Raw genomic sequence first — 23,126 nt, forward strand, 5'->3', positions numbered from 1 at the left:
CAATGCCGACGGTCGGACACTCCTAGATTACGATGGTGGTCGGCTCGCCTCGCCTCGACGCTTTGCTTCTCAACGGAAATGACTGGGACGTTGCTTCTAGTTAGTTCGCAATCGCCACTCGCAATGGCCAGTGCAGCGTCTTCTTGTATTCTCCATGTCTGGTTGCCAAAGCCGACACGGCTGTCAGTTTCTGTTAATTGCCCTGACAATTTTACATAATCTTAATTAACAACATTTGAACGATCGTGCTTTTATGTGCGGCAGACACGTACCAACGCGACGGTCGCTGCAGCCTGCAAACGGTCGGTTACCGCGTCACAAAGTCGTCGACGGTCAGCCACAGCGGCGCATCCGGCCGCGCAAGGTGCTTTCTTTGCGCGACCGCGACGATGCGGTTGCGGCCGTTTTCAAATGTCCTGAGTGTGCGCGCCGCGTCGGCGCCACGCGTCAGCCAGAAATGCTGTTCGAGTGCGTCACGCGCAACGGCACCTTCGACCTCGCGGCCGCGGACAGACAGCGTGAAAACCACGGCGCGCCCATCCGGCGAGACGGCGGCTGCGGGATCATGAACTTCCATAACCTCCCTCAACAAAATCGTTCGCGGTCTTCTGTATTTGCACTGCGCCGCGCCACAATCAATCTACCAGAAGCCAGCTGCTGCGCAATCGTCGACGGAAGCACAATTCAGTTCCGCGAGGCGCCCCTGAGCGAGAATGGCTAGAGGAAATATAGTGTCAGACCATGATTCACGTAGCCCATCCCCTGCAGACGGTTCCTGGGTTGGCGTTTGCGCAGCCGGCATAGACAGTTAGTTGCGTATTTCGTGATTCACAGTTCTCGTTACGGTGAGCTTTTTCAGGAACACCATGTGGCCTGATCGCTTCCACGGATACTGGCCTTGCCGAAGACACCAAAGCTGTATTTACGGCGTCCGCGGTGGTTGACGAGCGCGATGAGTAGCACAACGAGCGCAGCCGCGGGCTGGTCCGGCTCCTGCACCGCGCTGCGCGTCCTGGAAGCCGCGAACGCCAGGGCGCCCGACTTCTTCCAGCGGCCGCGGCAAATGGTGGCTGCACGTCATCGGCAAGGTCGCGCCCGAACGCGGGCTCCCGGTGTCGATGCCGACTTTGCACGGTACGAGGCCTTTCTAGGGCTGCCATCGGTACCGTCGTGTCGAGCCTGGTCCGGCAGTGATGGGCATCACTTGCGATGACGCGTGACATCTGACGTCAGCGGCGGTCTGCCTGATTGTCAGGACGGTGTTTCGGCGCGCCGCCGATGCGCTGGCGCCTGACGATCCACTCAGCGCTGCGTCGCGCTTGGACGCACGGGTTCGCCACAGTGCCGACCCTCATCAGACGGACGTCGGCACCGACCTGCCCTTCACCCAGCAGAATCTGCGGCACGCGTCGATCACAACGACCGGCATCCCATCTGCACGTCGAGGACGACCGCCGCACCCACCGTAGGAAAGCTGCAGGAACCGTAACCCGGCAAGCCTCTGTCACAAATAGCCGCCGCAACCCCGCTTCGCCAGTCGAGATGAACCATTCCGATTTCCATATTCGCCTCGAACTTCTCGGCTCCGCCGGCTTCTGCTGGCGCTGCGGCGACATCCAGCCTGACCACGATGATGATCCCAACCGGTGTCAGGGTTTCGCGCTTATCGCGACGGATTTCGTGTTCGATGAACACAAGCGTAAGCAATGTCATCTGACTGAGGAAGAAGCGATCAGCGTCGTGATCCACGATGCCAACACGTCGGAACATCCGGGTTATCCCAACAACGACGTCAATCACAGGATGCGCGCCCGGCTTGACGCGAGGGGGTCACCTTATCTGCACAAGGGCATCCTGCGCATCGACCGGCGCGCCCCGGACGGAGGAATCTGGCATCCGAACGCAGGCGGCAAGGATGGAGTACGCTGATCCTGCGGCCTTGTCTGCCGCTCAAGCGAACGGGCAGCGAAATGCCAGAGCGTGATTCCATCGCATTTCCGGGCGGGACGACGGACGACGTGCACACCAGGACCAATCGCCAAAGACCGACCCGGTCGGCGATAACCGGCCAGCGATTTACACATCATCCGTAACAGGAGAAAAACCGAATGACCCGCATTTCGCTGGAGGCAGCGGCACGGGCGATGAGAGCCGTAGAGGCTATGAACCTCCAACAGAAAGAGGCATTGACCGACGAAATATTCCTTGCCCAGCCTCATATGCTCGGCTCGGTTCTCGTCCTTCCGAAGCTCGGTGTTTCGATGGAAAAAACCGAGTTCGCCATCGAGCTTCTGCTTCTCTGCTTTCAGGCGATGAAGGAGTCCGGCCGGTCGTGGCCGCTGATCACAGAAGACGATCAGGACTTGCAGCAGCGGATTTACGTGACCACCGTCAGGCTGGGCGAAGACCTGAGCCCGTCGCAGCAGGATCGTCTGATGCAGCAATACATGGGAGACCATCCTGAGCAGAACCTGCTGGCATGCATATCGGCACGGACGGCGGACTGGCTTGAACGTATCGATCCGGAAGCCAGTGACAGGTACGTGATGCTAGCCGCAGCCAACCTCGTAAACTGCATCGCGTTCGTCCCCATGCCCACGTCCAGAAAACCGTCTGGCCGACCACGGAGAGCCAAATGAATCAAGACCGATGCGAACAGTGTGCGCAGCCCACTGCTGCGTACGATGCAATCCACTACGGCTCTGTCGAAGGAGGTTACCGCCTGCTTTGCACCCAGTGTTTCAATGCGGAAGTCGCGAGGCGCCATGGCGTGACTGACTTCGAAAACGTGCGGCTCGAGCCGATCCGGATGATGGATTGCGCCGGCAACGCGCACCAGTTCCATTTCCAGATGCGTCTGCTGCGCACCATGCTCGTGCTTGATGCCTTCGAGATTCAGGACGGGTTCCGTGCAGGTTATGAATTCCGCATCATCGGCAAACCGGAAGATGACGTGCTGACCCTGCTTGGCCGCCTCGTTGAAAAAGTGAGGCGCGCATTGGCAGTCAAGGATCTGGCAATCAACGGCAGCCAGTTCCAGATCCGTGACCAAACCGTGCGGGGACTTATTTCGTCCGATCCGGCAGGATCCTGCGACATTCCTGTCGTTGTCGTGGATGGCAGGGAAATCGGTTGGGACGATTTCGGGCGTATGCTCGGTGCCTTTGAAGGCTGGCAATTCAGGCTCGAGATCAGGGACCTGGCCGATGACGTTTGATTCCCAAGATTTCGCCGCAGGCGCCAGAACTGAAAATCATCCTGTGATCAATGGCTCGAGCCGATTTTTGCAGAAATTTTGCTCTCATTGGCCGAGCACTGCGTCAGTGCACGCAACTCGCGACTACATCGAGTGCATCTCTACGCGGTCCGCCCGGCGCCGACGCAACCGTGCGTACGGCCAACAAAAAAGTTTGGCAGTTGGATTGTGATTGCCAAGAAAGTCAACGAAATCGATCATTTCTTTTATGTAAAATTGAGCAATCCTAAATGCTTATCGCCGGTGCGCCGTCGGTTTGCATAAAGCTGTTCCCGCTTCTTGCAGAAATTTGTTTCTAGCTCTAGAGGTGAAACAAACGTCGTGTGATCCCACGAGCCCTGCCTCCCTGTCACTGCACGGGGTCCCCTCAAGCGGGAGCACTTTCGTCGGAATTCAAATTAGGCGACGTGCGTGAGGCGTCGGGAAAGTTACAAAATGCCTCAAACGCCCGTCGGAGGAACAATCTTCCGCAAAGCTTCCCGAAGCAAACTTGTTCCCAGCGTCTGTGCGAGGCCCCAACCGGCCGGCTGCACCAAGAAACAGATTGATGCAAAGCAACGCGTGCCATTGGCCCGCATGAAATTGTTCCCGCGTTTTGCAGAAACGTCTCCTCGGACTCAACATCGTGACGATTGGCGATCGGTTGCGCAGCCAAACTTCCCGTCTAAAAATATGGGGCTCTCCTGACCGGCGCGGACACGAACAGATCTATCCAAACTGCCGACTGCATGCCCAGCCGACCGGTTTCGCCTCGTCAGCACGCCGCGCATCGAGATCTCGAGTACGCGGGTCCGTCGCAACGTGTTGAGTTTTCGGGTGATCGAGGGTGTGTGGCGTGCCGGGATTTTCGAGTACGACACCGAGACCGATCGCGCGTCCATGGAGGAACGCATCCGGCAGGACGTGTCAACACACATTGCCCGCAGCATCGCATGCTACATGCTGGGGCAACTGCCCGAAACGCGTCTGCTCTCACCCAGGACGAGGTGGCCGGCGCGAACAAGCGGTTGTTCCGACAATGCAATTATGTGCATTGTCGGAATAATGCGCAGTTGCAAATTATGCGGAGTTACTCATTGTCGAAGAGTGCCATGCGAGTCGCCGACGCGATCTGCAGGGATTCGCGGTTCGGCGAGCTACGCATAATTACAGCGACTCAAGGAACTGGAGGATGCGGTCCGGTGGTCGATAGCGACGGTTCTTCACTTCCGGTGGCTGAATCCTGCTCAGCGCTCGCTGCTTCATCGTCAGATCGGCTTCCATATAGCAGTGTGTTGTCGATGGGCTTTCGTGTCCCAGCCACAAGGCGATGACCGAGAGGTCGACGCCTGACTGAAGTAGATGCATGGCAGTCGCGTGACGAACCAGGTGCGGAGAAACACGCCGTTTGGCGAGTTGCGGACATTGGTCCTTCGCGCGCGTTACGGCAATTCTCATTCGATCGGCGACATTGGAGCGTGTCATCGCGTTTCCCGATCGATTTGGAAAGAGCCTCTGACTTGATGCATCCTGGATCTGCGGCAACCACCCCTTGATGAGCCTAGCCGTGGATCGCCATAAAGGCACCGTTCGTTCCTTGCGTCCTTTGCCAAGAATATGAACGAAGGGTGATGTACCCAGCACGACATCACTGACGCGTAGTGCCAGCATCTCCGAGACGCGCGCCCCCGTGTTATACATCGTTGCCAGCAGAACCCTGTCGCGTTGACCCGACCAGGTGTCCGGGTCAGGCGCCGTCAACAGTTGCTGAATCTCTTCGCGTGACAGGAATCCGACCATAGGTTTATCGCACCGCTTCATCGGCACGGAGAGTGCGCGCTGTATAACGGCCAACGACGCGACGTCACGGTGTGCCGCGTACTTCAAGAACGAGCGCAACGCTGCGAGTCGAACGTTGCGGGTCCGCGTGCTGTTGCGCCGCTCAACCTCGAGATGTCGCAGAAACGCCAAGATCAGCGGCGCATCCATGTCCGACAGCTTCAGATCAGTTGGGCACCTGCCAAGGCGATCCGATGCGAACTGAAGAAACAGACGAAACGAATCGCGGTAGCTCGATATCGTCTCCGGGCTCACCGCGCGTTGCTGCATCAACCGTTCGACGAAGAAGTCCTGCAGGAGCGTCGCGAAGGAAGGAACTAGGCAGGCTTTAGTCATGACGTACCCCTTCGGCAAAGCACGCAAATTTCCGGCTCACGATTTCCATGAGATCGGGAACCGCAGTCAGATACCAGTAGGTATCGCTCGGCTTCACGTGCCCCAGATATGTCGACAGCGCAATCATCCGGTTGTCGACGTTCACGCCGTCCTGATACCACTTGAGGATGCACCGGCACACGAACGTGTGGCGAAGATCATGGATTCGAGGTAACGCGTGGTCACCCCGAGAAGTCCACCCGAGTTGCTCGCGAAGCCGACCGAACACCCAGTGCACCGTTCGGGCCTGCAACTTCCTGCCATCAAGATTCACAAAGAACGAATCGCACGGCTCTGCGGCGACGACCAGCGCACGGCGAGCAGCGTAACGCTTCATGGCCAGAGTTACGGTAGGATGCATCGGAATAAGGCGCGACTTGTGAAACTTCGTCTCGCGCACTGTGAGCGTGCCCTCAGCAAGATTCACGTCGTCTCGAGAGAGATTGATGGCTTCCGAGATACGCAAGCCGGTTGCCGCAATCAAACCAAACAGCGCTTCATATGTAAGCGGTCTGATCGAACCGACGGGTAACATCGCCGCCGACGCCGTGAGGAGTTCGCCGAGTTCCTGCTCCGTGTAGATGTGCGGCGCCAGACGACGATGGGCCCTCCCGCACAAGTCGCGTCGCGGAACAACCGTATCGGGATAGAACTGCCTGAGGTACTTCGCGAAGGGGCGCACTACCTCGATCCGACGCGCCCAGGTAATGGACCTTTGGCTCGGTGTCGAGTGTGCCCAGGCAAGGGCCAGACTTTCGGTGATCGGACCGCGATCGTGCGCCGTATCCGCGAAGCGGGCGAAGTTCATCAGCACCTGCCCCGAGATCGCAAGGTCGAAGCCGAGACAGCGACGCTCTGCGAGATACGTTTCCACCAGCGATACCATTGTGTGTGCCGATTTGACAGGACGCTTCATGATTTGCTCCCCGGCCAGGGAAGCGCCACGGCCTCCAGGCTTCGCAGGTCGATCTTCGTGTAGATCGCGGTGGTGTCGATGCTCTGATGGCGCAATACGTCAGCCACTTCCTTCAACGACGAGCCGGAACGAAGCAGCCGTCGGGCCACGCTGTGCCTCAGAAGATGGGTTCCAGATTGTTCAGTCCAGCCACAGCGAACATATGCGGCATGCACGGCCTGATGGACGCGCCCGGTTCCCAACGGAACGTCGGCGGGTGCGTAATGCCGGACAAAGACAGCACGGGAGGTCGTCGTCTTCCTTCGGGCTAACCGGATATAGTCGGCGATCGCACGACCTGTTGGCTCGGGCAACGGAATGACGTAGCCCCGTCGCGATTTGGTGCGACGGATTTGCAGCGTGCCTTCGCGCCAGTTTAAATCGTCGAGTTGGATTTGCACGACTTCCGCAGCCCGCAACCCAAGATCAGCCAGACAGCGCGCCATTGCGTAATCACGTAAGCTGGACGCAGTCGCGCGATCGAAGGAGTTCAGGAACTGCTCAATCGCTGCATCCGAAAGCGTTTCAGGCAGCGCCGCCAACCTCCATCCAGCCACGTTCGGTACTGCCGCGATCAGCTCTTCGACCGGGTCGTTATATTGCATGGTCCTGAATCGCAGATAACTGCGCAACGTCACGCCCGCTACGTGAGCGGCTCCAGCATTGCACCCGTCAGGGTAGCGCGTAACGAAACGACGGATATCCCGAATCGTTAGCTGCTCCATGTCGATGTGTTTGCGACCAAAACGCTGATGCAAGAAATCGCGAATGATTCGACCACGCTGATATCGCGTGCATTCGGCTAGGCCGCAAACGTCCTTGAGGTGGTCAGTAAAGCGACACACCTCCTGTTGCACCGAATCCGGTTCTGCCTGCAGAAACCGAGGGACACCGCATGCGCCCAACACGACCAGCAAATGCCGAAGTGCAGCACTCACGTCTGTCCGACACCTCGGAATCTGATCTGGGCAGGTACATCGCCGCAAATGGTCGTTCACAAACCTGCAGACAAGTCGATCGTCGACACTTGCTACGGCTATACGGTGCGTTGTAAGCCAATACGCAAAGTGCGCGGCGCACCTCACGTAGCGGTTGACGGTGCCGGCCGCGTAGCCGGTATCAACGAGATATTCGCAGTAGCGCTCTGCGAAAGGAGAAAGGACGCTGCGCCACAACCACGCCTGAGGCTGCGGTCGAAGAGGAACCAAGCCGATCACGATGATTCTCCTGAATGGGTAACAACCCAAACAGGAAAGCATCTTTTTTATGTGCAGTTTGCTGCGAGCCACAGATCCCTGCAAGGCGCGTCGCACTGGCGCTCGTGACGAGCCGTACGATGCAAACTCCGCATAATTTGCGGCTGCGCATTATTGCCACCCACGCGCACGGACGCGGAATCTTGAGGCATCCCAATGCAGGCGTTGTCCCACTCCTGCTGGCTGCGGTTCACCCGCTCCAACGCGGGGCGGCATCTTCAATTTAGGCGAAGGCATCGCCTGTTGCTCGAGCCTCGATTTCGAATGGCACGACCACGCGGGGTTATGAGCGTTGACCTGGGGCCGCACATTGACGGTCAGTTCGCCTTCGAACTTCGCACCTTTGCGTTTTACGATGTCTACGTACACACCTTCTTCGGCTGGACGCACAGCGATTCTAAGCTCAGCTGGCGATGCATCTGGATGCGGCTTGCTGGCGTTGCGGTCGTCACGGTGGTAAGCGTACCACCGTCACGAAGCCACAAGGGTTTCAAGTCCCAATCAGATTTAGAAATTGCCGCACGCGCGGGCTGCTCGCTGCTCCAAAGAATTTTTCGGGGTTGGTGTTTTCAGCTACCACACCACCATCCATGAAGACGATTCGGTCTGCGACATCTCTCGCGAATCGAACCTCGTGAGTAACTACTAGCATCGTCATGCCTTTTCCAGCGAGATCGCGCATCACGCGAAGTACGTCCTCTCGTAACGAAGGGTCCAGCGCCGAAGTGGGCTCGTCGAAAAGAATAACCTCAGGCTCCATCGCCAGTGCACGAGCAATCGCCACGCGCTGCTTTTGCCCGCCCGACAGACGGCCTGGATATTCATCTGCTTTGCTCCCGAGACCTACCTGCTCCAGCAGCCGGATGCCCCGTGCCGCGGCTTCGGCTTTCTTCACGCCTTTGACGCTGACAGGCCCTTCCATGACGTTCTGCAAGGCTGTCATGTGCGGATAGAGGTTGAACGACTGAAATACCATTGCAGTTCGCTGGCGAATCTCGCGAATCTTTCTCTGTGTCTCGCGAGATGGCTTGTTAAGACCTGTACAGGTGACATCGATGTTGCAAACGCTGACTGTTCCGGCGTCGGGTTTCTCAAGAAAGTTCAAAGAACGCAGGAGCGTAGTTTTCCCGGAGCCCGATGGCCCCATGATGACGACGACTTCACCTTTCGATACTTCAAAGTCCACACCTCGAAGTACAAGGTTATCGCCAAAACGCTTCTGCAAGCCGCGAACTTCGACAGTCTTAGGGTTTCGGTTCATACATACCGCCTCGATACACGGCCTTCAAGAATCGTCTGGGCGACGGTCAGCAGTTGATTAATCAACCAGTAGATGAGCCCGACCATCAGAAACATCTCCATGTATCGGAAGGTAGACGCGCCAACCTGGTCTGCAACGCGGGTCAGTTCGACAACTGTGATAGTCGACGCAAGAGAAGTATCTTTGATAAGCGCAATCATGCGACTACCCACCGGTGGAATGGCGATGCGAAGCCCTTGAGGAAGGATGATTCGCGACATCGTTTTCCAATAACCCATGCCTGTAGACACCGCGGCTTCCCACTGCCCCTTGTCCACTGCGTTAATTCCTGAGCGAAAATTCTCACTGAGGTAGGCTGCAGAAAATAATGTCAGTGCCAGTAACGCCGCAGGTACTGGGTCCAGTGTGATGCCGTACCGTGGCAATCCGAAATAGATAAGAAGAATTTGTACAAGTAGCGGTGTCCCGCGAAAGATTGATACGTACGCGAAAGCGAAGCCTCGGAGGACACGCATGTCCGAAATCCGACATAACGCGACGAGTAGACCGAGTGCCGAGCCCAGCACAAAGGAAGTAAGCCCCAGAAAGATTGTCATCGATACTGCGCTCTTAAGTAGGGGTAACGAGCGCTCGAAAAGCTCCAGCATGGCTTACTCCTTCTGTTCCTTCGCCTTGGCGATAGTGCCGACCATGTCAAAGTCTGGTCCGACCCATTTCTTGGAAAGGGCTTCGAGCGTACCGTCAGCGGTCATATCCGCGATTGCCTTGTCGACTGCCGCTCGAAGCGCCGTTTGTCCCTTCGCCATAGCAGGCGCAGAAAGCTGATAGATGAGAGGCTCACCCACTTCCTTCACTGGGAGGTGATTGACGTTCGCGTATTTCATCCCACCGAAATGAGAAATGATAACGGCATCGATACGGCCACTGCCGAGGTCGTTAAACACGAGACCACCGTTGTCATAGGACCGGATGTCCGAGTCCTTGAGATGTGCCCGAGACCATGATTCGTTGCTTGAGCCAGTCGTTACACCGACACGTTTGCCCTTCAGGTCCGCCCGGCTACGAATACTGCTATTTTCGTTTCGAACGAAGATTCGAAATTCCTCGACGCCATACGGGTCACCGAAATCAACTTGCTTTGCCCGCTCTGCTGTGGGCGTCAGGTCGTTCATTACAATGTCGTACTTGTCCGCCTTGAGTCCCTCGACGAAATTCTTGAAAGAGTCGGCAATGAACACGACATTGGGAACTCCAATCCGCTTTCCGACCTCTTTTGCTACTGCAACGTCGTAACCCGCGGGTTGATTTTTGTCGTCCAGCAGGCTCCACGGCGGACTGCTCTGCGTGTTTGCGACACGGAGCGTCTTATTCGCTTTTGCCTGTGCGAGCAGGTCTGCCGCGAACGCGCTGCCAGATGTAACGTTGGCGAGGCAGAGGACTGCTGTCGCTGCTACAAGCACATGTCGCACAATTGTGGTCGCTCTCATATTTTCCTCATTGCTGCCCTGAGTGATGCAGTTGAAGGTATTCAAGCCTGTTCAGAACGAGCACGGCCGAATGCCTCCAACGCAGCGCTCAGGTCATCGAGTAACAGTTCGGTATCTTCAAGTCCGATGGAGATTCGGACAACTGGTCGGTCTGTCAATGGGAAGGGACGGTTTGCCTGCAAGGGTGCCGGGTAATATGCCGCGAGGCTGTGGACGCCGCCCCAGCTGGCGCCGATTGCAAAGTGCTTGAGCGAATCGAAAAAACCAGTGAAGGCGTCTTCCGGTGCATCCTTCAGAATGAGCGAGAAGAGACAGCCGCTACTCGAAAAGTCGCGCTTCCAGATGGAATGCCCCGCGTCCGAAGGAAGGGCCGGAAATAACACCTTTTCTACCTGCGGGTGTCTCTCCAGATACTCTGCGATGCGCAGCGTCGAGGCGCTCTGCGCGAAGTAGCGGACCTTCAGCGTTTCGAGACCACGCATCACAAGAAAACAGTCGTCCGGGCTTGTCTGCTGACCGAGAATACTTTGGGTCTCCCGCAAAATAGCGTAATAGTCCGAGTCGTTCATGCTAATGCTGCCAACCAGCAGGTCCGAATGACCACCAAAGAACTTGGTGGCAGCTTCGATGCTAAAGTCAACACCGTGCTCAAGCGGCTTGAATCCCAACGGGCTCGCCCATGTGTTGTCCATCATCGTCATCACGTTGTGACGCTTTGCTGCAGCCACGACTGCGGGGACATCCGGCATCTCCATCGTGACCGTGCCCGGCGACTCCATGCAAATCATTCGGGTGTTGGGTCGGATGAGCTTCTCGATTTCGGCTCCGATAGCCGGCGCATAGAGTTCGACTTCGACGTTAAAGTCTGCAAGCCATTTCTGCGCAAAGGTTTTCAATGCGCCATAAGACGCGGCCGAAATGAGCAGATGGTCGCCGCCACGCACGAAGCCCATGACAGTTGTCATCAGCGCAGACTGCCCCGACGGAGTGACCACGCAATGGGCGCCTCCCTCAAGCTCGGCGATTCGGCGCTCGAGTTCGCGTGCAGTCGGAGTGCCGGTAATGCCGTAACTGTAGCCGTCCGGCTGACGCTCCTTGCGTCGCGCAAAATCGGCAAGGGAGTCGAACACTACCGTGGAGGCCCGCATCACTGCGGGTGAAAGGCTGCGGAACGGCTGAGTGGAACTTTTCATCGTGTGCTCTGAAGGGTTGTCGGATAGTGAACCAATATTCGTCAGTTTACTTTTTGCTTAACCATCGGCAACATCGGAAATAATTAGGTCAATAAGTTCAGGTTATGAGCATCAGAGACATAGAAATTTTCCGTGCCGTCATGAACGCGGGAAGTACGAGCAAAGCTTCCGGACTGTTAGGTGTCTCACAGCCCGCCGTCAGTCAGGCTATTCGGCGTCTCGAGGACATGGCGAACTTCAAGCTGTTCGAGCGGGTTCGTAGCCGGCTGGTACCAACCCAGGAGGCCATCGCGTTGATGCGTGATGTAGACCGCTACTTTATTGGCTACGAAGTAATCGAGCACCGAATCAGAAGTCTTCGCTCGTATGGGCTCGGCCGCATGGCAATTGCGACTTTCCCGGCGCTTGGAACGGGGTTCTTGCCACGGGTCATCGCCGCGTTCGATGCGCCATCGAAAGACATACAGATTTCACTGCAGGTCATGAGCTCGCGACAGGTACACGAAAAGGTTTCTGCCGGAGAGGCTGATTTCGGTCTGATGTCAGACGAGATGTCGATGGCGGGACTCGAGCACTCACAGTTCGTTCGCATGCCCGGCGTTGCGGTCATGAACGCGTCGCACCCGCTGGCCGGGTCGTCGTCCATCCGCATGAAAGACATGATGGACCTGCCTTTTGTTGCACTTAACCCTGAGGACAGCACCCGACTCGGTCTGGATACTCAACTCTCCGCTCGGGACATTCGACTCAAGCCGGTGGTTGAAACACCTTACTCGCATACGGTCTGCGAACTGGCGCTCGCTGGCGTTGGGCTTGGCATTGCTCACCCTATCGTCGCGCTCGACTTCGTCGGCCGCGGGCTGGTCGTCAAGCCTGTCGATGTTGAAGTGCTGTTCACTGGAATGCTGGTGTTTCGCCCCGGGACACCGCTCGCTGAAAACGCCAAAAAATTCCTGCGCCAGATGCGTGTCCAGCTCGGGTTGGACCAAGACGAGCTCGTGCGAGCAATGAAAACCCGAGACATCGTCAAAGGTGCGAGCAAACAGGGTGGTCGCACGGGAAATCGGCCCAGCTGATTCCAGCGGGACCGACAGATTCCGCTCTCCTGAGTCCTTGCCTATTCGTCACTCCGGCCGTCACGCCAACGGTCGCTTCTACGGTCCGACACGCACCTGTCCACGGCCGCCCTATCGGCGTTTCAGGCTCGCTCATCCTCCCGCCATCCTCCTATCCGCAGCGCAGGGGGCGGCGTAGCAAAAGCGTCGCCAAATCAGAACCTATAACACCGACTTATAGGGTTAATTTTGTCGGACGCTTACGGTTTCCTTTTGCACTTCTACTATCCATTCCGTCGCACCCCATCAACCCAAACGCCATCGCCGGCGGAGCAGATATGTACACGACATCCCAGGTGCACGTGCGGTCCACCGGACGCGCCGCTTATGACCGGGTTTCCATCGCTATCCACTGGCTCATTTTCGTCTGTGTGGTCGCGCTGTGCATCATCGGTTTCCTTTTCTATAAGCTCGACTTCAAGTCCGAAAGCTATAACAACTACTACTACTGGCACCGCTCGATTGGTGAAACGGTCTTTTTTGTCATGCTGTTTAGCGTGTTCTGGCGCTTTCGCCGTCCGTCGCCCCCGGCCTTGCAGGATGTACCTTGGCGTGCCCGGGCCGCGAAGTTGACCCAGCGTGCACTCGTCACACTACTCATCATTGTGCCGGCGCTCAAGGTCTGGCGGGGCGCGTACGGAATCGGATGGGAATTCTTCGGCCTGAAGATTCCCGCACCGCTGCCCAAGAACGTCGCGATGGGCCACTTCCTTACTGACTGGCATTACTACACGGCGATTGCGCTGATTGCGCTCAGCGTACTTCATTCGCTGGCTGCGCTTTACCACCACTATTTTCTGAAAGACGGGCTCGTCAACCGGATGAAGCCTTTTTAAAAAACCTCTATATAAAGGATACCGAATGAAATCAATCAAGTTCCCCGCAGGTCTCGCAGTCAGTGCCGTTGCGCTGGCAATCAGCTCAGCTGCATTTGCTGCTGGCGTGCCGACCATTGCTTACTTCAACAAGCCTGACTCTCACACCGCGGTCTACCTGAAGGGCAAAGACCCGGTAAAGGTGGCATCGGTTGAGCTGAACCTGAAGACGGCTTCGAAGGTTCTCGTTCAATTCACCAGTGGCATCGCCGATGAAAACACCAATGGCTGTCCCTGTTCAGTCCGCGCTTTCGTGACGATGGACGGAGAGCCTGCCCGGCCAGTCAAGCGTGTCAATGTCGCATCACCGGCTGTCCAGGAAGTCGACAAGTACGAGCACGACCGCCAGAATCTTGACGCTTCGACAGTCTATGAGGCGCCGGAAGGCAAACACACGTTCACCGTCACCTTCCAGAGGATGGACGGCGACACGGATGAGATTGAAGTCTACTACCCGAACATTCAGGCCATTGCTTTCCCGAACTGACCCGGCAGCATCTGGCTGAACCCTGGGTAACCAAGCAGGACTGTTCTTAGACCCGGCACTCAACGACATGAACTAAATGAAGAAAAGCGGCGTATTGTTAGCCTTGGCAGGATGCGCGATAACCTCCCAGGCATTTGCCCAATCGAGCGTCACTCTTTACGGTGTCGTCGATACTGGCGTTGGGTATATCCACAACTCGCAATCGTCAACTGGAAACCAGTCGACGCAAGTGAAGTTTGGCGGTGCGTTGATGGGTTCCCGTTGGGGGGTGAGAGGCACTGAAGACCTTGGTTCGGGATTGTCTGCCATCTTCCAACTGGAGAACGGATATAACCCGGGAACGGGTGCGCTCGGACAAGGCGGCCGGATGTTTGGTCGCTCGGCGATAGTCGGCCTGTCTAGCCGTTACGGTACGGTCAAGCTGGGACGAACATATGACCCGGTGACGGACCTTGTGCAGCCTTTGACCGAAGACAATTTTTTCAGTGGTCTGTTTGCTACACCCGGTGACGTTGACAACTACGACAACGACCTTCGTGTAAGCAACGCCATCAAGTACATCAGCCCGGTCATGTCAGGCGTACAGGTAGAAGCGCTTTACGCCTTTGGTGGGGTAGCTGGAAGCACTGGCTCAGGCCAGACATACTCCGCAGCGATCAGTTACACGTCCGGCCCGCTTGGCGCGGCCGCCGGCTACTTTCATGCGGACGGCGGTGATACTCTCACGAATGGCATCCGTACATGGAAAAGCAGTTCGGACCCGCTGTTCTTCTCAGCGATAAATCAAGGCTTCGCCTCCGCGAAGTCGATTGACATCATCCACGCGGGATTCCAATATGCCCTCGGGAAATTCACTCTCGGCGCGGGCTACAGCCATAGTCAGTACAACCGAGACGCAAACTCCCGTTTCGCCGATGCCGCAGGGTTTGACAACGGCGCCGTCTATGTGAACTACGCTCCACGTCCCGACGTTCTGTTGGGTGTCGGTTATAACTTCACCAGACTCAACGGGCCGGCGAACGCGTCATATCACCAGGCAAATTTTGGCGCGCAGTATCTGCTTTCCAAGCGCACGTCACTTTACTGGACGGGGGGCTACCAGAAAGCAAATGGCACGAATCTCTCTGCCGCGGGCGCGCTTATTTCGGCGCACGCCTCGGTCGGTTCATACGGCGTAAATTCCGGGACCGGAAGTCAACTTGTGACCGTCGTTGGCATACGGCACAAGTTCTAATCAACGGCTCATCGAGGCAAGCCGTCCAGATAGAGACTCTATCAATGAACGGCCCTTTGCGACGTTGCGCTCAACGACTCATTTTCCAACTCGTGGATGAAATCGTGAGTAGCGGCCTTTGGCTCGGAGCGGAGCGACTCAAGAAAACATATGAGACCTCCACCGACGAACTCCTCGCGGAAACGTGAGGCAGTCTTAAGGCGAAGACTGAGATGCGACCGCGCCGGTGCAGCATCGCGCCGGCTGGTCACCACTATGACTGTTAGGCGGTTGGACGCAGTGTGAAGGCGAGTCAATTGTCGAGATTCGCGCTGGCGACGTCATCTGGTGCCCGCCGGGTCACAAGCATTGGGGTGGCGCGTCTCCGACCACCTCGATGACGCACATAGCGATTCAAGAAGCACTGGACGGCAAAAACGTCGACTGGCTGGAGCCTGTCACGGACGAGCAGTATCTGATTGGTCCGCGCTGATGCAGCTTGGCAGCGCCATGGGTGCCCGTGGCCATTGGAAGCGTAGGCAGGAAGACAAACGACCTAGTTTCACGGTTTTTGGGAAGTATCAAGCTTGATGAAACTTCTTGATACCAGGCCACCGGCCGCGCCAATGTTCCGATAGACACTTTTCTTCGGCGACTGACGCGCTTCTTTCTGACCGCGCTACAGAAGCTTAGTCCACAAGCGTCGCAGCAGCCGCCTCCGCGCTAGCCGTGGCTATCTACCCACGCCCGACACCACGAAGGCACCGACCTGTCAGTGTATTCGCAGGCCAAACTCAACGCTGTGGCAAGACGATTGAACGAGCGTCCGAGAAAGACACTGGACTACGAAACGCCCGCCGATTCCAGCAAACTATTGCATCCACCGGTTGAATCCGCCACCCTGAGCCGCCGTTCAATTCGCAGCATCTGAACGGCTCCTTCGCAGGTGCAGCTGCCGTCCGCTCATCGCATGTGCGGAGCGGACGTTCAGCCGCCATCATTTCAACAACGGCGAAATTTAGCGCTGTGACCGGGGCTCGGGCGAACGGCCCGGTTCCATGCGCTCCAGCCCAATCCATCAAACCCTCAGAAGACGTGCACCAAACTCAACTCACCATGGGATCGTTTCTCCTTTCCAGCGCGTGAACGTCCCCGTGGGGCCGTCCGGACCCTGTAGCGCGACACGCACCACCTCGCGAGCGCCTTCCTCGACCGTCTCGATGCCCGCGTATCCGTTGAGGTTCGTCTTTGTAAAACCCGGGGAGACGGCATTGACCTTGATACCTTCTGGCTCCAGTTCGATAGCCATGGCAACTGTCAAAGCGTTGAGAGCCGTCTTGGACGCCGGGTACACGGGGCCGAAGATCGCGCGGTAGGGGAAGGCCGAGTCCGAGTTCGTCGTCAACGACCCAACGCCACTCGACACGTTAACGATGCGGGAACCCGGCGTCTTGCGCAAAAGTGGCAGCATCGCCTGGTACACAGCGAGCACGCCGAACACGTTCGTGTCCCACACCGCGCGCATTTCATCGAGAGCCACGTTGCTCGGGCGCGTCGTTCTTGCGTACTCCTCGGTGGACTGACCGGGCTGCTTCTTCGTATTCGAGATGGCTGCGTTCTGGATGAGCACGTCAAGGCGGCCAAACTCGGTTCGGATGCGCTCCGCCGCAGATGTGATCGAAGCCTGATCCGTCACGTCGAGTTGGAGCGCGAACACGCCCAGCCCAACTTCTCTGGCCGCAGCCTCCCCGCGTTCGAGGCTGCGCGACCCTACCAACACAGTCAAGCCGCGTGCCGCGAGATCTTTTGCAATCTGAAGACCGATCCCTTGATTCGCCCCGGTTACGAGAGCAACGGGTTTGCCCTGCATTGCAATCTCCTTCTGGTAATGCGCTCGCGCGCGTAAAAGCCATGTTCAATCCGTGCCGCCCGGTCAGCGAACCTCAGTCGCCCATGCTTCGGCATCTGCGCCGGCCGGGATGCGCATTGGAGATGACGGGTCCGTCGCGGCGCGCCACACGGCCTCGGCGACGTCCTGTGCCCGAGTGACCGGCGAAGACGTGTCCTGCAGCCGCGCCACAGTCTTGCTGGCAAGATCGGCGTAGGCCGCGTGGTCGAAGCCGTGTATGCGCGGACCCGCGCATTCCCGCCAAACCAGGTGTGGGGCGCGGCCCGGCAACACAAGTCGAACACGCACGCCGAACGGCTCGACCTCCAGCGCCATGGACTCGGTAAATGCGTTAACCGCAGCCTTGCTCACGCTGTAATCATAATTTCCTCTGAGACACATCACAGGGTGGACGGGTGACTGGTCGGCTGGCAATCACGGCCCATGAGCGAATGCCTTCGAACTGACCTATATTGTTCTGCGTGAGAATGCACTGGATTGTCGACGATCTGGGCATTGATGTCGACGGACCGCTCTTGGCCGAATTGAGCCCGACAGCGACCGGCTCAGGTCGACCCGTAGCGGACGGCCATAGCCCCATCGCGCGAATGGCAGCTCACAGATTAAGACGGACGGGAGATCGTCGGGCCGCGAGGGTTGAGCGGCGTATGCGCACTGGCGCGAAGCGGAGTTATTCCAATAAATGCGGCTGCCACAGACATGCGGGGGCCACGTCCGGCTCATTGCAGAAACCCTGCGTTACGCAGCGCCTCCTCGGCGGCCTCATGGTCTTGAACGGATGTTCCGCCAGAAACGCCGATGCCACCCACGAGACGCCCTTCGTGGAAGAGCGGTACGCCGCCACCTACCGGCGTCAGACGCGGATGATGCGCCAGCGGGGCAACGGTGGCTTCGGCCATGTACTGATTCCATTGGTGCGTGGCCATGCCGAACGAGGCGGCGGTCCATGCCTTGTCGATGGCGACGCCAACGGTAAGGAAAGGAGCCGTGTCTGCGCGCTCGAAAGCGCGCAGGTGGCCTCCTGCATCGGTAATTGCGATCGTCGCTGCGAATCCGCGCGCTGCGCAGGCGCGGCGCGCCTCTGCCAGCAATGCTTGCGCGGCTTCGAGGCTGATGGTCGTCGTGCTGATGATTTGCGATGTCATGTTTATGCTCGTTGTCAGAATGGTTTAGCGGTTGGCGACGACGACTTTGCCGATCATGTTGCCGGCCTCGACCAGCGCATGCGCCTGGGCCAAACTTGCGGCGTTGATGTCGTCGATGCGTCGGGTCAGGGTGTGCTTGAGGTCGCCCCGATCGACCAGTTCCGCCACGCGGCGCAACAAGGCGTGTTGCCGTGCGATCGTGCTGGTGGTGAAGATCGCGCGGGTGTACATGAGCTCCCAGTGAATCGAAATGGACTTCGCCTTGAACGGTCCGATATCCAGTCCCACCGGGTCGTCGACCAGTGCGAACTGGCCCTCCGGACGCAGCACGCCGGCGATCTGCGGCACATAAGCGGCGCTGTCGTTCAGCCCGGCAACGTGGGTGACGTGCTCGATGCCGAGCGCGGCCAACTGGGGTGCCCACGCTTGGCGGTGATCGAGCACGTAATGCGCGCCATGTGCCAGCACCCACTCGCGGGTTTCCGGCCGCGAGGCCGTGCCGATGACGGTCATACCAGTCAACTCGCGCGCCAACTGGGTCAGAATCGAGCCGACGCCGCCAGCCGCTCCAATTACGAGCAGCACGTTGTTGTCGGTCGGGTCCGCTGCCTGAACACGCAGGCGGTCGAACAGCAGCTCCCACGCAGTGATCGTCGTCAGCGGCAACGACGCGGCCTCTGCGAAGTCCAGTGATGTAGGCATGGGTCCGACGATGCGTTCGTCCACGGCGTGCAGTTCGCTGTTGCAGCCGGGCCGCTTGATATCACCGGCGTACCAGACACGGTCGCCTGGCTTGAAGCGCGAGGCCAACGCTCCGGTTGCGCGGACGATTCCCGCCGCGTCCCAGCCGGCGATGCGCGCACCCCCTTCTGGAATATCGCCACCGCGCCGGATTTTGGTATCGACCGGGTTGACCGACACCGCTTTCACTTCCACCAGCAGATCGTGGTCGCGCAGCTCCGGCGTCGGCAGCTCGATGTCCTGCAGCGCCTGCGGGTGGCTGATGGGATGGTTCTGATAGAAGCCAATGGCTTTCATACACGTGGTCTCCAGGGGTGTTTGAGACTATGCAAGGGTGTTTGAGACTATGTTATCTTTCATCGATATACGGATAAATACCCGCCGAGCCCAAACACTTTCGGCGTTTCAATGAAAATGATTCGACTCGATGACGTTCAGATCTTCGTGCACACGGTGGACTACGGCAGCTTCTCGGAGGCGGCGCGCCAGCTGAATATCGCGCCCGCACATGCGAGTGCGTCAGTGCAGCGGCTCGAAAAGGCGCTGGACACGCGCCTGTTCACCCGTTCGACGCGAAGCATGCAACTGTCGGAGGCTGGAGAGCGTTATCTGCCGCATGCGCGGGTCATGATTGGTGCGCTGGTGCAAGGCGAGCAGGCCCTGGCAAACGGCCGGGGGGCGCTGTCCGGGCCGCTGCGGCTGTCCGCGCCGTCCGACTTTGGTCGAAACCTGCTGTTGCCGTGGCTGGATGAATTCCAGCACCGCCACCCTGGTTTGTCGCTGCACGTGAAAATGAGCGACCGTGCGGCCGACTTGGTCCGCCAGCCGCTGGATGCAGTCGTGCGCTACGGAGCGCTGCCAGATTCGTCTCTTGTGGCCATGAAACTGGTTGACAACAACCGACGCGCATTGTGTGCAGCGCCGTCATACCTCGAACGGCATGGCGCACCGGCCAAAGTTGAGGACCTGCGGCGACACAACTGCCTTCGGTACGTCTGGAGCGAGCAGATACATGAACGCTGGCGCTTTACCCCGCCTGGCGGCGAGCGCACCGTGGCAGTCACAGGCAATCGCATCAGCGACGATGCCGATGCAGTTCGTCGCTGGGCGATAGCCGGGGAAGGCCTTGTCTACAAATCGCGACTGGACCTCATCGACGATCTGAAGGCAGGGCAACTGGTGGAGTTATTTCCGCCGGAGTATTGCGAGCCCGCGCCGCTGCACTTGATTTGTGCTCACCGGGCGCAACTGTCGCCGGCGATTAACGAGTTGCATGCCTTCCTGCGCGAGCGTTGCTCTGCGTTGCTTGCCACCTACCCCTCGGGTAGCTCCCGAACTACGTAACGAAGTTCGCCCTTTCGTGATCGTCTCAATGAGTCGATCGAAGGCTCAGGCGCTGTGTGCGTCGCTTCACAGACATGTTGCTGACGCTCGATTATCCCTTTCCGACTTTGGTTGGACGGCTGTTCCTGGCCGGGTGCAGCCTCACGCAATGAGCATACGCGGCCTGAACCTCGCGAGGCTGCGATCGGCAGCACGCGACCCGGAGCGGACCTTTGCCCCGAACGATCAACGGCCGCTCCCGCCACGTGAACGGTCGTTTAGCAGGGGGGGCCTTCGGATAAATCGGTGATTGGACGTCGGGGGCGCAGCTAACCGTTACTAACTTCCAATGACTTCGCGCAACTTGTCGCGCATGTCTTTCATCTTGGCGGTTCGCCTGTCTAGACCGGCATCGCTCGCCCCCAAGTCATTCACTGCCTTGTGGATCGCTTCCTGCGCGGCTTCGAAAATCTTTTGCGCCTCTTCGACGTCCGACATGACATCGTCAATCTTCACGCAATACGCACGGCTTCGTTTCTTATCTGGCTCGAGACCGTATTGTTTTTCTACGATTAACCGAGCTGCCATCGCGAGCTGAAACCTGAACGGCTTGAGCTCTGGAGCTAGCCGTCTGTTTCGAAACATGAACTCGAGCCGATACGCAATATACGCTGCCGTGTAATATGAATGAACCTCGTGTTTCGGATTGAAAATCTCTTTTCCGATCAATGGCGTTAGGTCTTTGTAATATCGCCCTACTTGATTCGGTTGTTCCAAGAATATCGACGCATAATTTTTTAGTAGCGAATCCTTTGTGATGATACGTACCTTTTCGATGCCAGGCATCGTATTGAACTGCCCTGGGCGGCGCTCATAGTACAGACGCAAATCGTCTGTTTTTGACTCAAAATATATCTCAATTGCTTTTTGTATCGGGTCCAATGCCCAAAAGCTATCCTCATCGACGCGATTTTGCTGATTAGACGCTATGATGACTTTTCGCGTGACCTCTTCATCCTCTGTTGCAATTATTTTGATCGGAATTAGAGTCGCGGCATTATTCTCGCTCTTGTTCGCAGCAATAACGTGACTAGTTTGACATCCGTTCACAATTTGAAAGTCTTCGAGCGTGAACTGCGAGCCGACACGTTGCAATTTTCTGGTAACAATCGTGACCCCGTTATTTCGAAGCGGAAACTCGATATGCTCATCCGACGTCAGAGTCTTCGCGATGGACTTGTTAACATCCGTTTCTCCTTGAAAGTCACGGATGTTGTCGAAAAACAGTTTTCGACGAACAAGTCCTTCGTCGTCGGTGATCACTTTTGCATACTCGCTGATTGGCAAGAGGCCGATGTACGATTCACGGACCTTCGGTATCTCCGGCAAAGCAAGGCTCTGCTGAAACTGAATTGTCGTTTTAAACGAGTTTTTCGTCTGGAAATAGAGCTTCTGTACCTTACCTACATCCAAGGGATGAAAAACGCAAGAGCTGAAGATATGCCGATCGTCGAGCCTCTTCAGTGCTTTGTTTCTCATAACACACAGGTTTTGATCCTCTGTCCAAGTGCCAGTGCTCGCATAGTACAAGTTGACCTTCGGAAGGCCTCGCGTGAACTTCGATGCATACTCGTAAATCTTGTTTTTAACCCTCTGAAGTTCTTGTATTTTTGCGTTCTGCTTAAATTTCACGTTTTGATCGAAAAAATCGTCGACGGCCTCGTAAAATTTCAACATTTCACCGCCGTCAAAGCCGGCGCTTGTCTTCGCTTGCAGAAATACAAATTGCACATTCAAGCTAGGGGCATGTGCAACCAGATCGTCCAATTGCTCTTCGTCATCAACGAGAATGTCGTTTACTATTATGGCAATCCCATCGAGCCCAAATTCACCTTCGCCGGTTCCGACGGATGTAAAATCAAACTCCTCGGGATAGATGTCCGATATCGTGATGTAGTTGACGAAAGCCTCAAATTGCGCAGCTTCAGTTTCTGCAGCAATTTTCTGACTGTTAACGAATTCTTTTAGAAGGCTGCTTGTAACGACGTCCATTCGATCCCCGAACTAAGCCAATAACGACGCATACCCAAGATTGAGCGTCAATCTCTATGGTCGATAATACAACAACACCTTGGCAATCAGGAAGGCACCCCTGCCGGCGCGAAAACTACTCGGCCGCGCGTTAACCGATGTTTGCGGGGAAACCTGCAGGCCGTCATTGATGAATGTCCGCAGACTGATGTTTGTCGGCTATTCCGTTCCCGGTCACCTACGGCTCTTTATGGCCGGTCTCAGTCTGACGCGGTCGGCTCAGATCGACCCCTGTCGGTCACTCAAACCCGTGCGGCGCCGACTACCGCATTTGAAGTCGAACGGCCGCTTGTTGACCGGATTGTGCTCGGCTTTACATCCTTCGGAAAAGACAGGAGGTAACAGCCGCTGCAAACGCCCTTGTCGGTTTACCTCCGGGAATACCTGCCGACCGGTTCCTGAGATTGACGTTTTGATGCATGAGCCCTGGAGACTCGAAAGCCTTTTCGCTGAGTCAATGTCCGCGACCCGGTTGCGTGCCTATATTTGAGCGAAACGTCCGGCTTAGTCAGCGTCTTTCGCGGCCACGTGCAGTGCATCGACGAATACGTCAAGGTCCGCTTCGCTCATGTAGATATGCGGCGACACTCGCAACCCTTGCAGTTGACCAACGCGCCGGTATTTAA

20 protein-coding genes and 3 pseudogenes are annotated in these 23,126 nt (G+C 57.2%); 10 read left to right on the top strand and 13 right to left on the bottom strand.

Going from position 1 to position 23,126, the window contains the following annotated elements:
* Positions 1-307: 307 nt before the first annotated feature.
* A complete protein-coding gene (locus P0D96_RS44545; protein WP_408320417.1) occupies positions 308-577 on the bottom strand; it encodes a DUF1488 family protein in 270 nt (89 codons plus the stop codon).
* 701 nt (positions 578-1,278) lie between these two features.
* Here P0D96_RS44545 and P0D96_RS44550 point away from each other — a divergent pair.
* From P0D96_RS44550 to P0D96_RS44560, 3 genes are all read left to right on the top strand, one after another.
* Positions 1,279-1,929 carry a hypothetical protein gene (locus P0D96_RS44550; RefSeq protein WP_408320419.1) on the top strand — a complete coding sequence of 217 codons (651 nt, stop codon included), beginning with the start codon at positions 1,279-1,281 and terminating at the stop codon, positions 1,927-1,929.
* 179 nt (positions 1,930-2,108) lie between these two features.
* Complete coding sequence (locus P0D96_RS44555; protein WP_408320421.1) at positions 2,109-2,639, top strand: hypothetical protein; 531 nt, start codon at positions 2,109-2,111, stop codon at positions 2,637-2,639.
* Entirely contained in the window at positions 2,636-3,217 is a 582-nt protein-coding gene (locus tag P0D96_RS44560; protein ID WP_408320423.1) for a DUF7686 domain-containing protein, read from the top strand. Before P0D96_RS44555 ends, P0D96_RS44560 begins: the two co-directional genes overlap by 4 nt.
* Positions 3,218-4,402: 1,185 nt before the next feature.
* On the opposite strand, the gene P0D96_RS44565 is transcribed toward P0D96_RS44560, so the two are convergent.
* The 7 genes from P0D96_RS44565 to metC all read right to left on the bottom strand — a co-directional run bounded on the left by P0D96_RS44565 (position 4,403) and on the right by metC (position 11,601).
* A complete protein-coding gene (locus tag P0D96_RS44565; protein WP_074169365.1) occupies positions 4,403-5,410 on the bottom strand; it encodes a site-specific integrase in 1,008 nt (335 codons plus the stop codon).
* A complete protein-coding gene (locus P0D96_RS44570) occupies positions 5,403-6,365 on the bottom strand; it encodes a tyrosine-type recombinase/integrase (RefSeq protein ID WP_408320426.1) in 963 nt (320 codons plus the stop codon). The genes P0D96_RS44565 and P0D96_RS44570 overlap by 8 nt, the downstream gene beginning before the upstream one ends.
* Positions 6,362-7,342 carry a tyrosine-type recombinase/integrase gene (locus P0D96_RS44575; RefSeq protein WP_408320428.1) on the bottom strand — a complete coding sequence of 327 codons (981 nt, stop codon included), beginning with the start codon at positions 7,340-7,342 and terminating at the stop codon, positions 6,362-6,364. The genes P0D96_RS44570 and P0D96_RS44575 overlap by 4 nt, the downstream gene beginning before the upstream one ends.
* Before the next feature lie 808 nt (positions 7,343-8,150).
* Positions 8,151-8,921: an amino acid ABC transporter ATP-binding protein gene (locus P0D96_RS44580; protein ID WP_408320430.1), complete on the bottom strand. Its 771-nt coding sequence runs from the start codon at positions 8,919-8,921 to the stop codon at positions 8,151-8,153.
* A complete protein-coding gene (locus P0D96_RS44585; RefSeq protein WP_408320432.1) occupies positions 8,918-9,568 on the bottom strand; it encodes an amino acid ABC transporter permease in 651 nt (216 codons plus the stop codon). The genes P0D96_RS44580 and P0D96_RS44585 overlap by 4 nt, the downstream gene beginning before the upstream one ends.
* Positions 9,569-9,571: 3 nt before the next feature.
* Positions 9,572-10,453 (bottom strand): ABC transporter substrate-binding protein, encoded by an 882-nt coding sequence (locus tag P0D96_RS44590; RefSeq protein WP_408320434.1) that lies wholly within the window; start codon positions 10,451-10,453, stop codon positions 9,572-9,574.
* Positions 10,450-11,601, bottom strand: a complete 1,152-nt coding sequence (gene metC / locus P0D96_RS44595; RefSeq protein ID WP_408320436.1) for a cystathionine beta-lyase — start codon at positions 11,599-11,601, stop codon at positions 10,450-10,452. The genes P0D96_RS44590 and metC overlap by 4 nt, the downstream gene beginning before the upstream one ends.
* A gap of 104 nt (positions 11,602-11,705) precedes the next feature.
* Between metC and P0D96_RS44600 the strand changes: the two genes are divergently transcribed.
* The 6 genes and pseudogenes from P0D96_RS44600 to P0D96_RS44625 form a co-directional block, all read left to right on the top strand.
* Positions 11,706-12,677, top strand: coding sequence for a LysR substrate-binding domain-containing protein (locus tag P0D96_RS44600; protein ID WP_408320438.1), 972 nt, complete (start codon positions 11,706-11,708; stop codon positions 12,675-12,677).
* Positions 12,678-12,994: 317 nt separating this feature from the next.
* On the top strand, positions 12,995-13,552 hold the full coding sequence (locus tag P0D96_RS44605) for a cytochrome b (RefSeq protein WP_408320440.1): 558 nt from the start codon (positions 12,995-12,997) through the stop codon (positions 13,550-13,552).
* Positions 13,553-13,577: 25 nt separating this feature from the next.
* Positions 13,578-14,078: a hypothetical protein gene (locus P0D96_RS44610; protein ID WP_408320442.1), complete on the top strand. Its 501-nt coding sequence runs from the start codon at positions 13,578-13,580 to the stop codon at positions 14,076-14,078.
* Between the two features lie 76 nt (positions 14,079-14,154).
* Positions 14,155-15,312 carry a porin gene (locus tag P0D96_RS44615; RefSeq protein WP_408320444.1) on the top strand — a complete coding sequence of 386 codons (1,158 nt, stop codon included), beginning with the start codon at positions 14,155-14,157 and terminating at the stop codon, positions 15,310-15,312.
* A 268-nt stretch (positions 15,313-15,580) separates the two neighbouring features.
* Positions 15,581-15,784: pseudogene (locus P0D96_RS44620) on the top strand (cupin domain-containing protein); the annotation flags it as partial.
* 264 nt (positions 15,785-16,048) lie between these two features.
* Positions 16,049-16,182: pseudogene (locus P0D96_RS44625) on the top strand (IS30 family transposase); the annotation flags it as partial.
* A 220-nt stretch (positions 16,183-16,402) separates the two neighbouring features.
* On the opposite strand, the gene P0D96_RS44630 reads toward P0D96_RS44625, so the two are convergent.
* From P0D96_RS44630 to P0D96_RS44645, 4 genes and pseudogenes are all read right to left on the bottom strand, one after another.
* On the bottom strand, positions 16,403-17,161 hold the full coding sequence (locus tag P0D96_RS44630; RefSeq protein ID WP_408320446.1) for an SDR family oxidoreductase: 759 nt from the start codon (positions 17,159-17,161) through the stop codon (positions 16,403-16,405).
* Between the two features lie 63 nt (positions 17,162-17,224).
* Positions 17,225-17,557: pseudogene (locus P0D96_RS44635) on the bottom strand (SDR family NAD(P)-dependent oxidoreductase); the annotation flags it as partial.
* Positions 17,558-17,919: 362 nt separating this feature from the next.
* Positions 17,920-18,345, bottom strand: coding sequence for a GlcG/HbpS family heme-binding protein (locus tag P0D96_RS44640; RefSeq protein WP_408320448.1), 426 nt, complete (start codon positions 18,343-18,345; stop codon positions 17,920-17,922).
* A gap of 24 nt (positions 18,346-18,369) precedes the next feature.
* Positions 18,370-19,383: a zinc-binding alcohol dehydrogenase family protein gene (locus P0D96_RS44645; RefSeq protein WP_408320450.1), complete on the bottom strand. Its 1,014-nt coding sequence runs from the start codon at positions 19,381-19,383 to the stop codon at positions 18,370-18,372.
* A gap of 117 nt (positions 19,384-19,500) precedes the next feature.
* Between P0D96_RS44645 and P0D96_RS44650 the strand changes: the two genes are divergently transcribed.
* Positions 19,501-20,430, top strand: coding sequence for a LysR family transcriptional regulator (locus P0D96_RS44650; protein ID WP_408320454.1), 930 nt, complete (start codon positions 19,501-19,503; stop codon positions 20,428-20,430).
* Positions 20,431-20,748: 318 nt separating this feature from the next.
* Here the strand turns inward: P0D96_RS44650 and P0D96_RS44655 are convergent, their stop codons facing one another.
* Complete coding sequence (locus tag P0D96_RS44655; RefSeq protein ID WP_408320452.1) at positions 20,749-22,461, bottom strand: AIPR family protein; 1,713 nt, start codon at positions 22,459-22,461, stop codon at positions 20,749-20,751.
* Positions 22,462-23,126 lie beyond the last annotated feature (665 nt).

The sequence above is a fragment of the Paraburkholderia sp. RL17-347-BIC-D genome (assembly GCF_046027915.1).
In the GTDB taxonomy this organism is placed as follows: Bacteria; Pseudomonadota; Gammaproteobacteria; order Burkholderiales; family Burkholderiaceae; genus Paraburkholderia.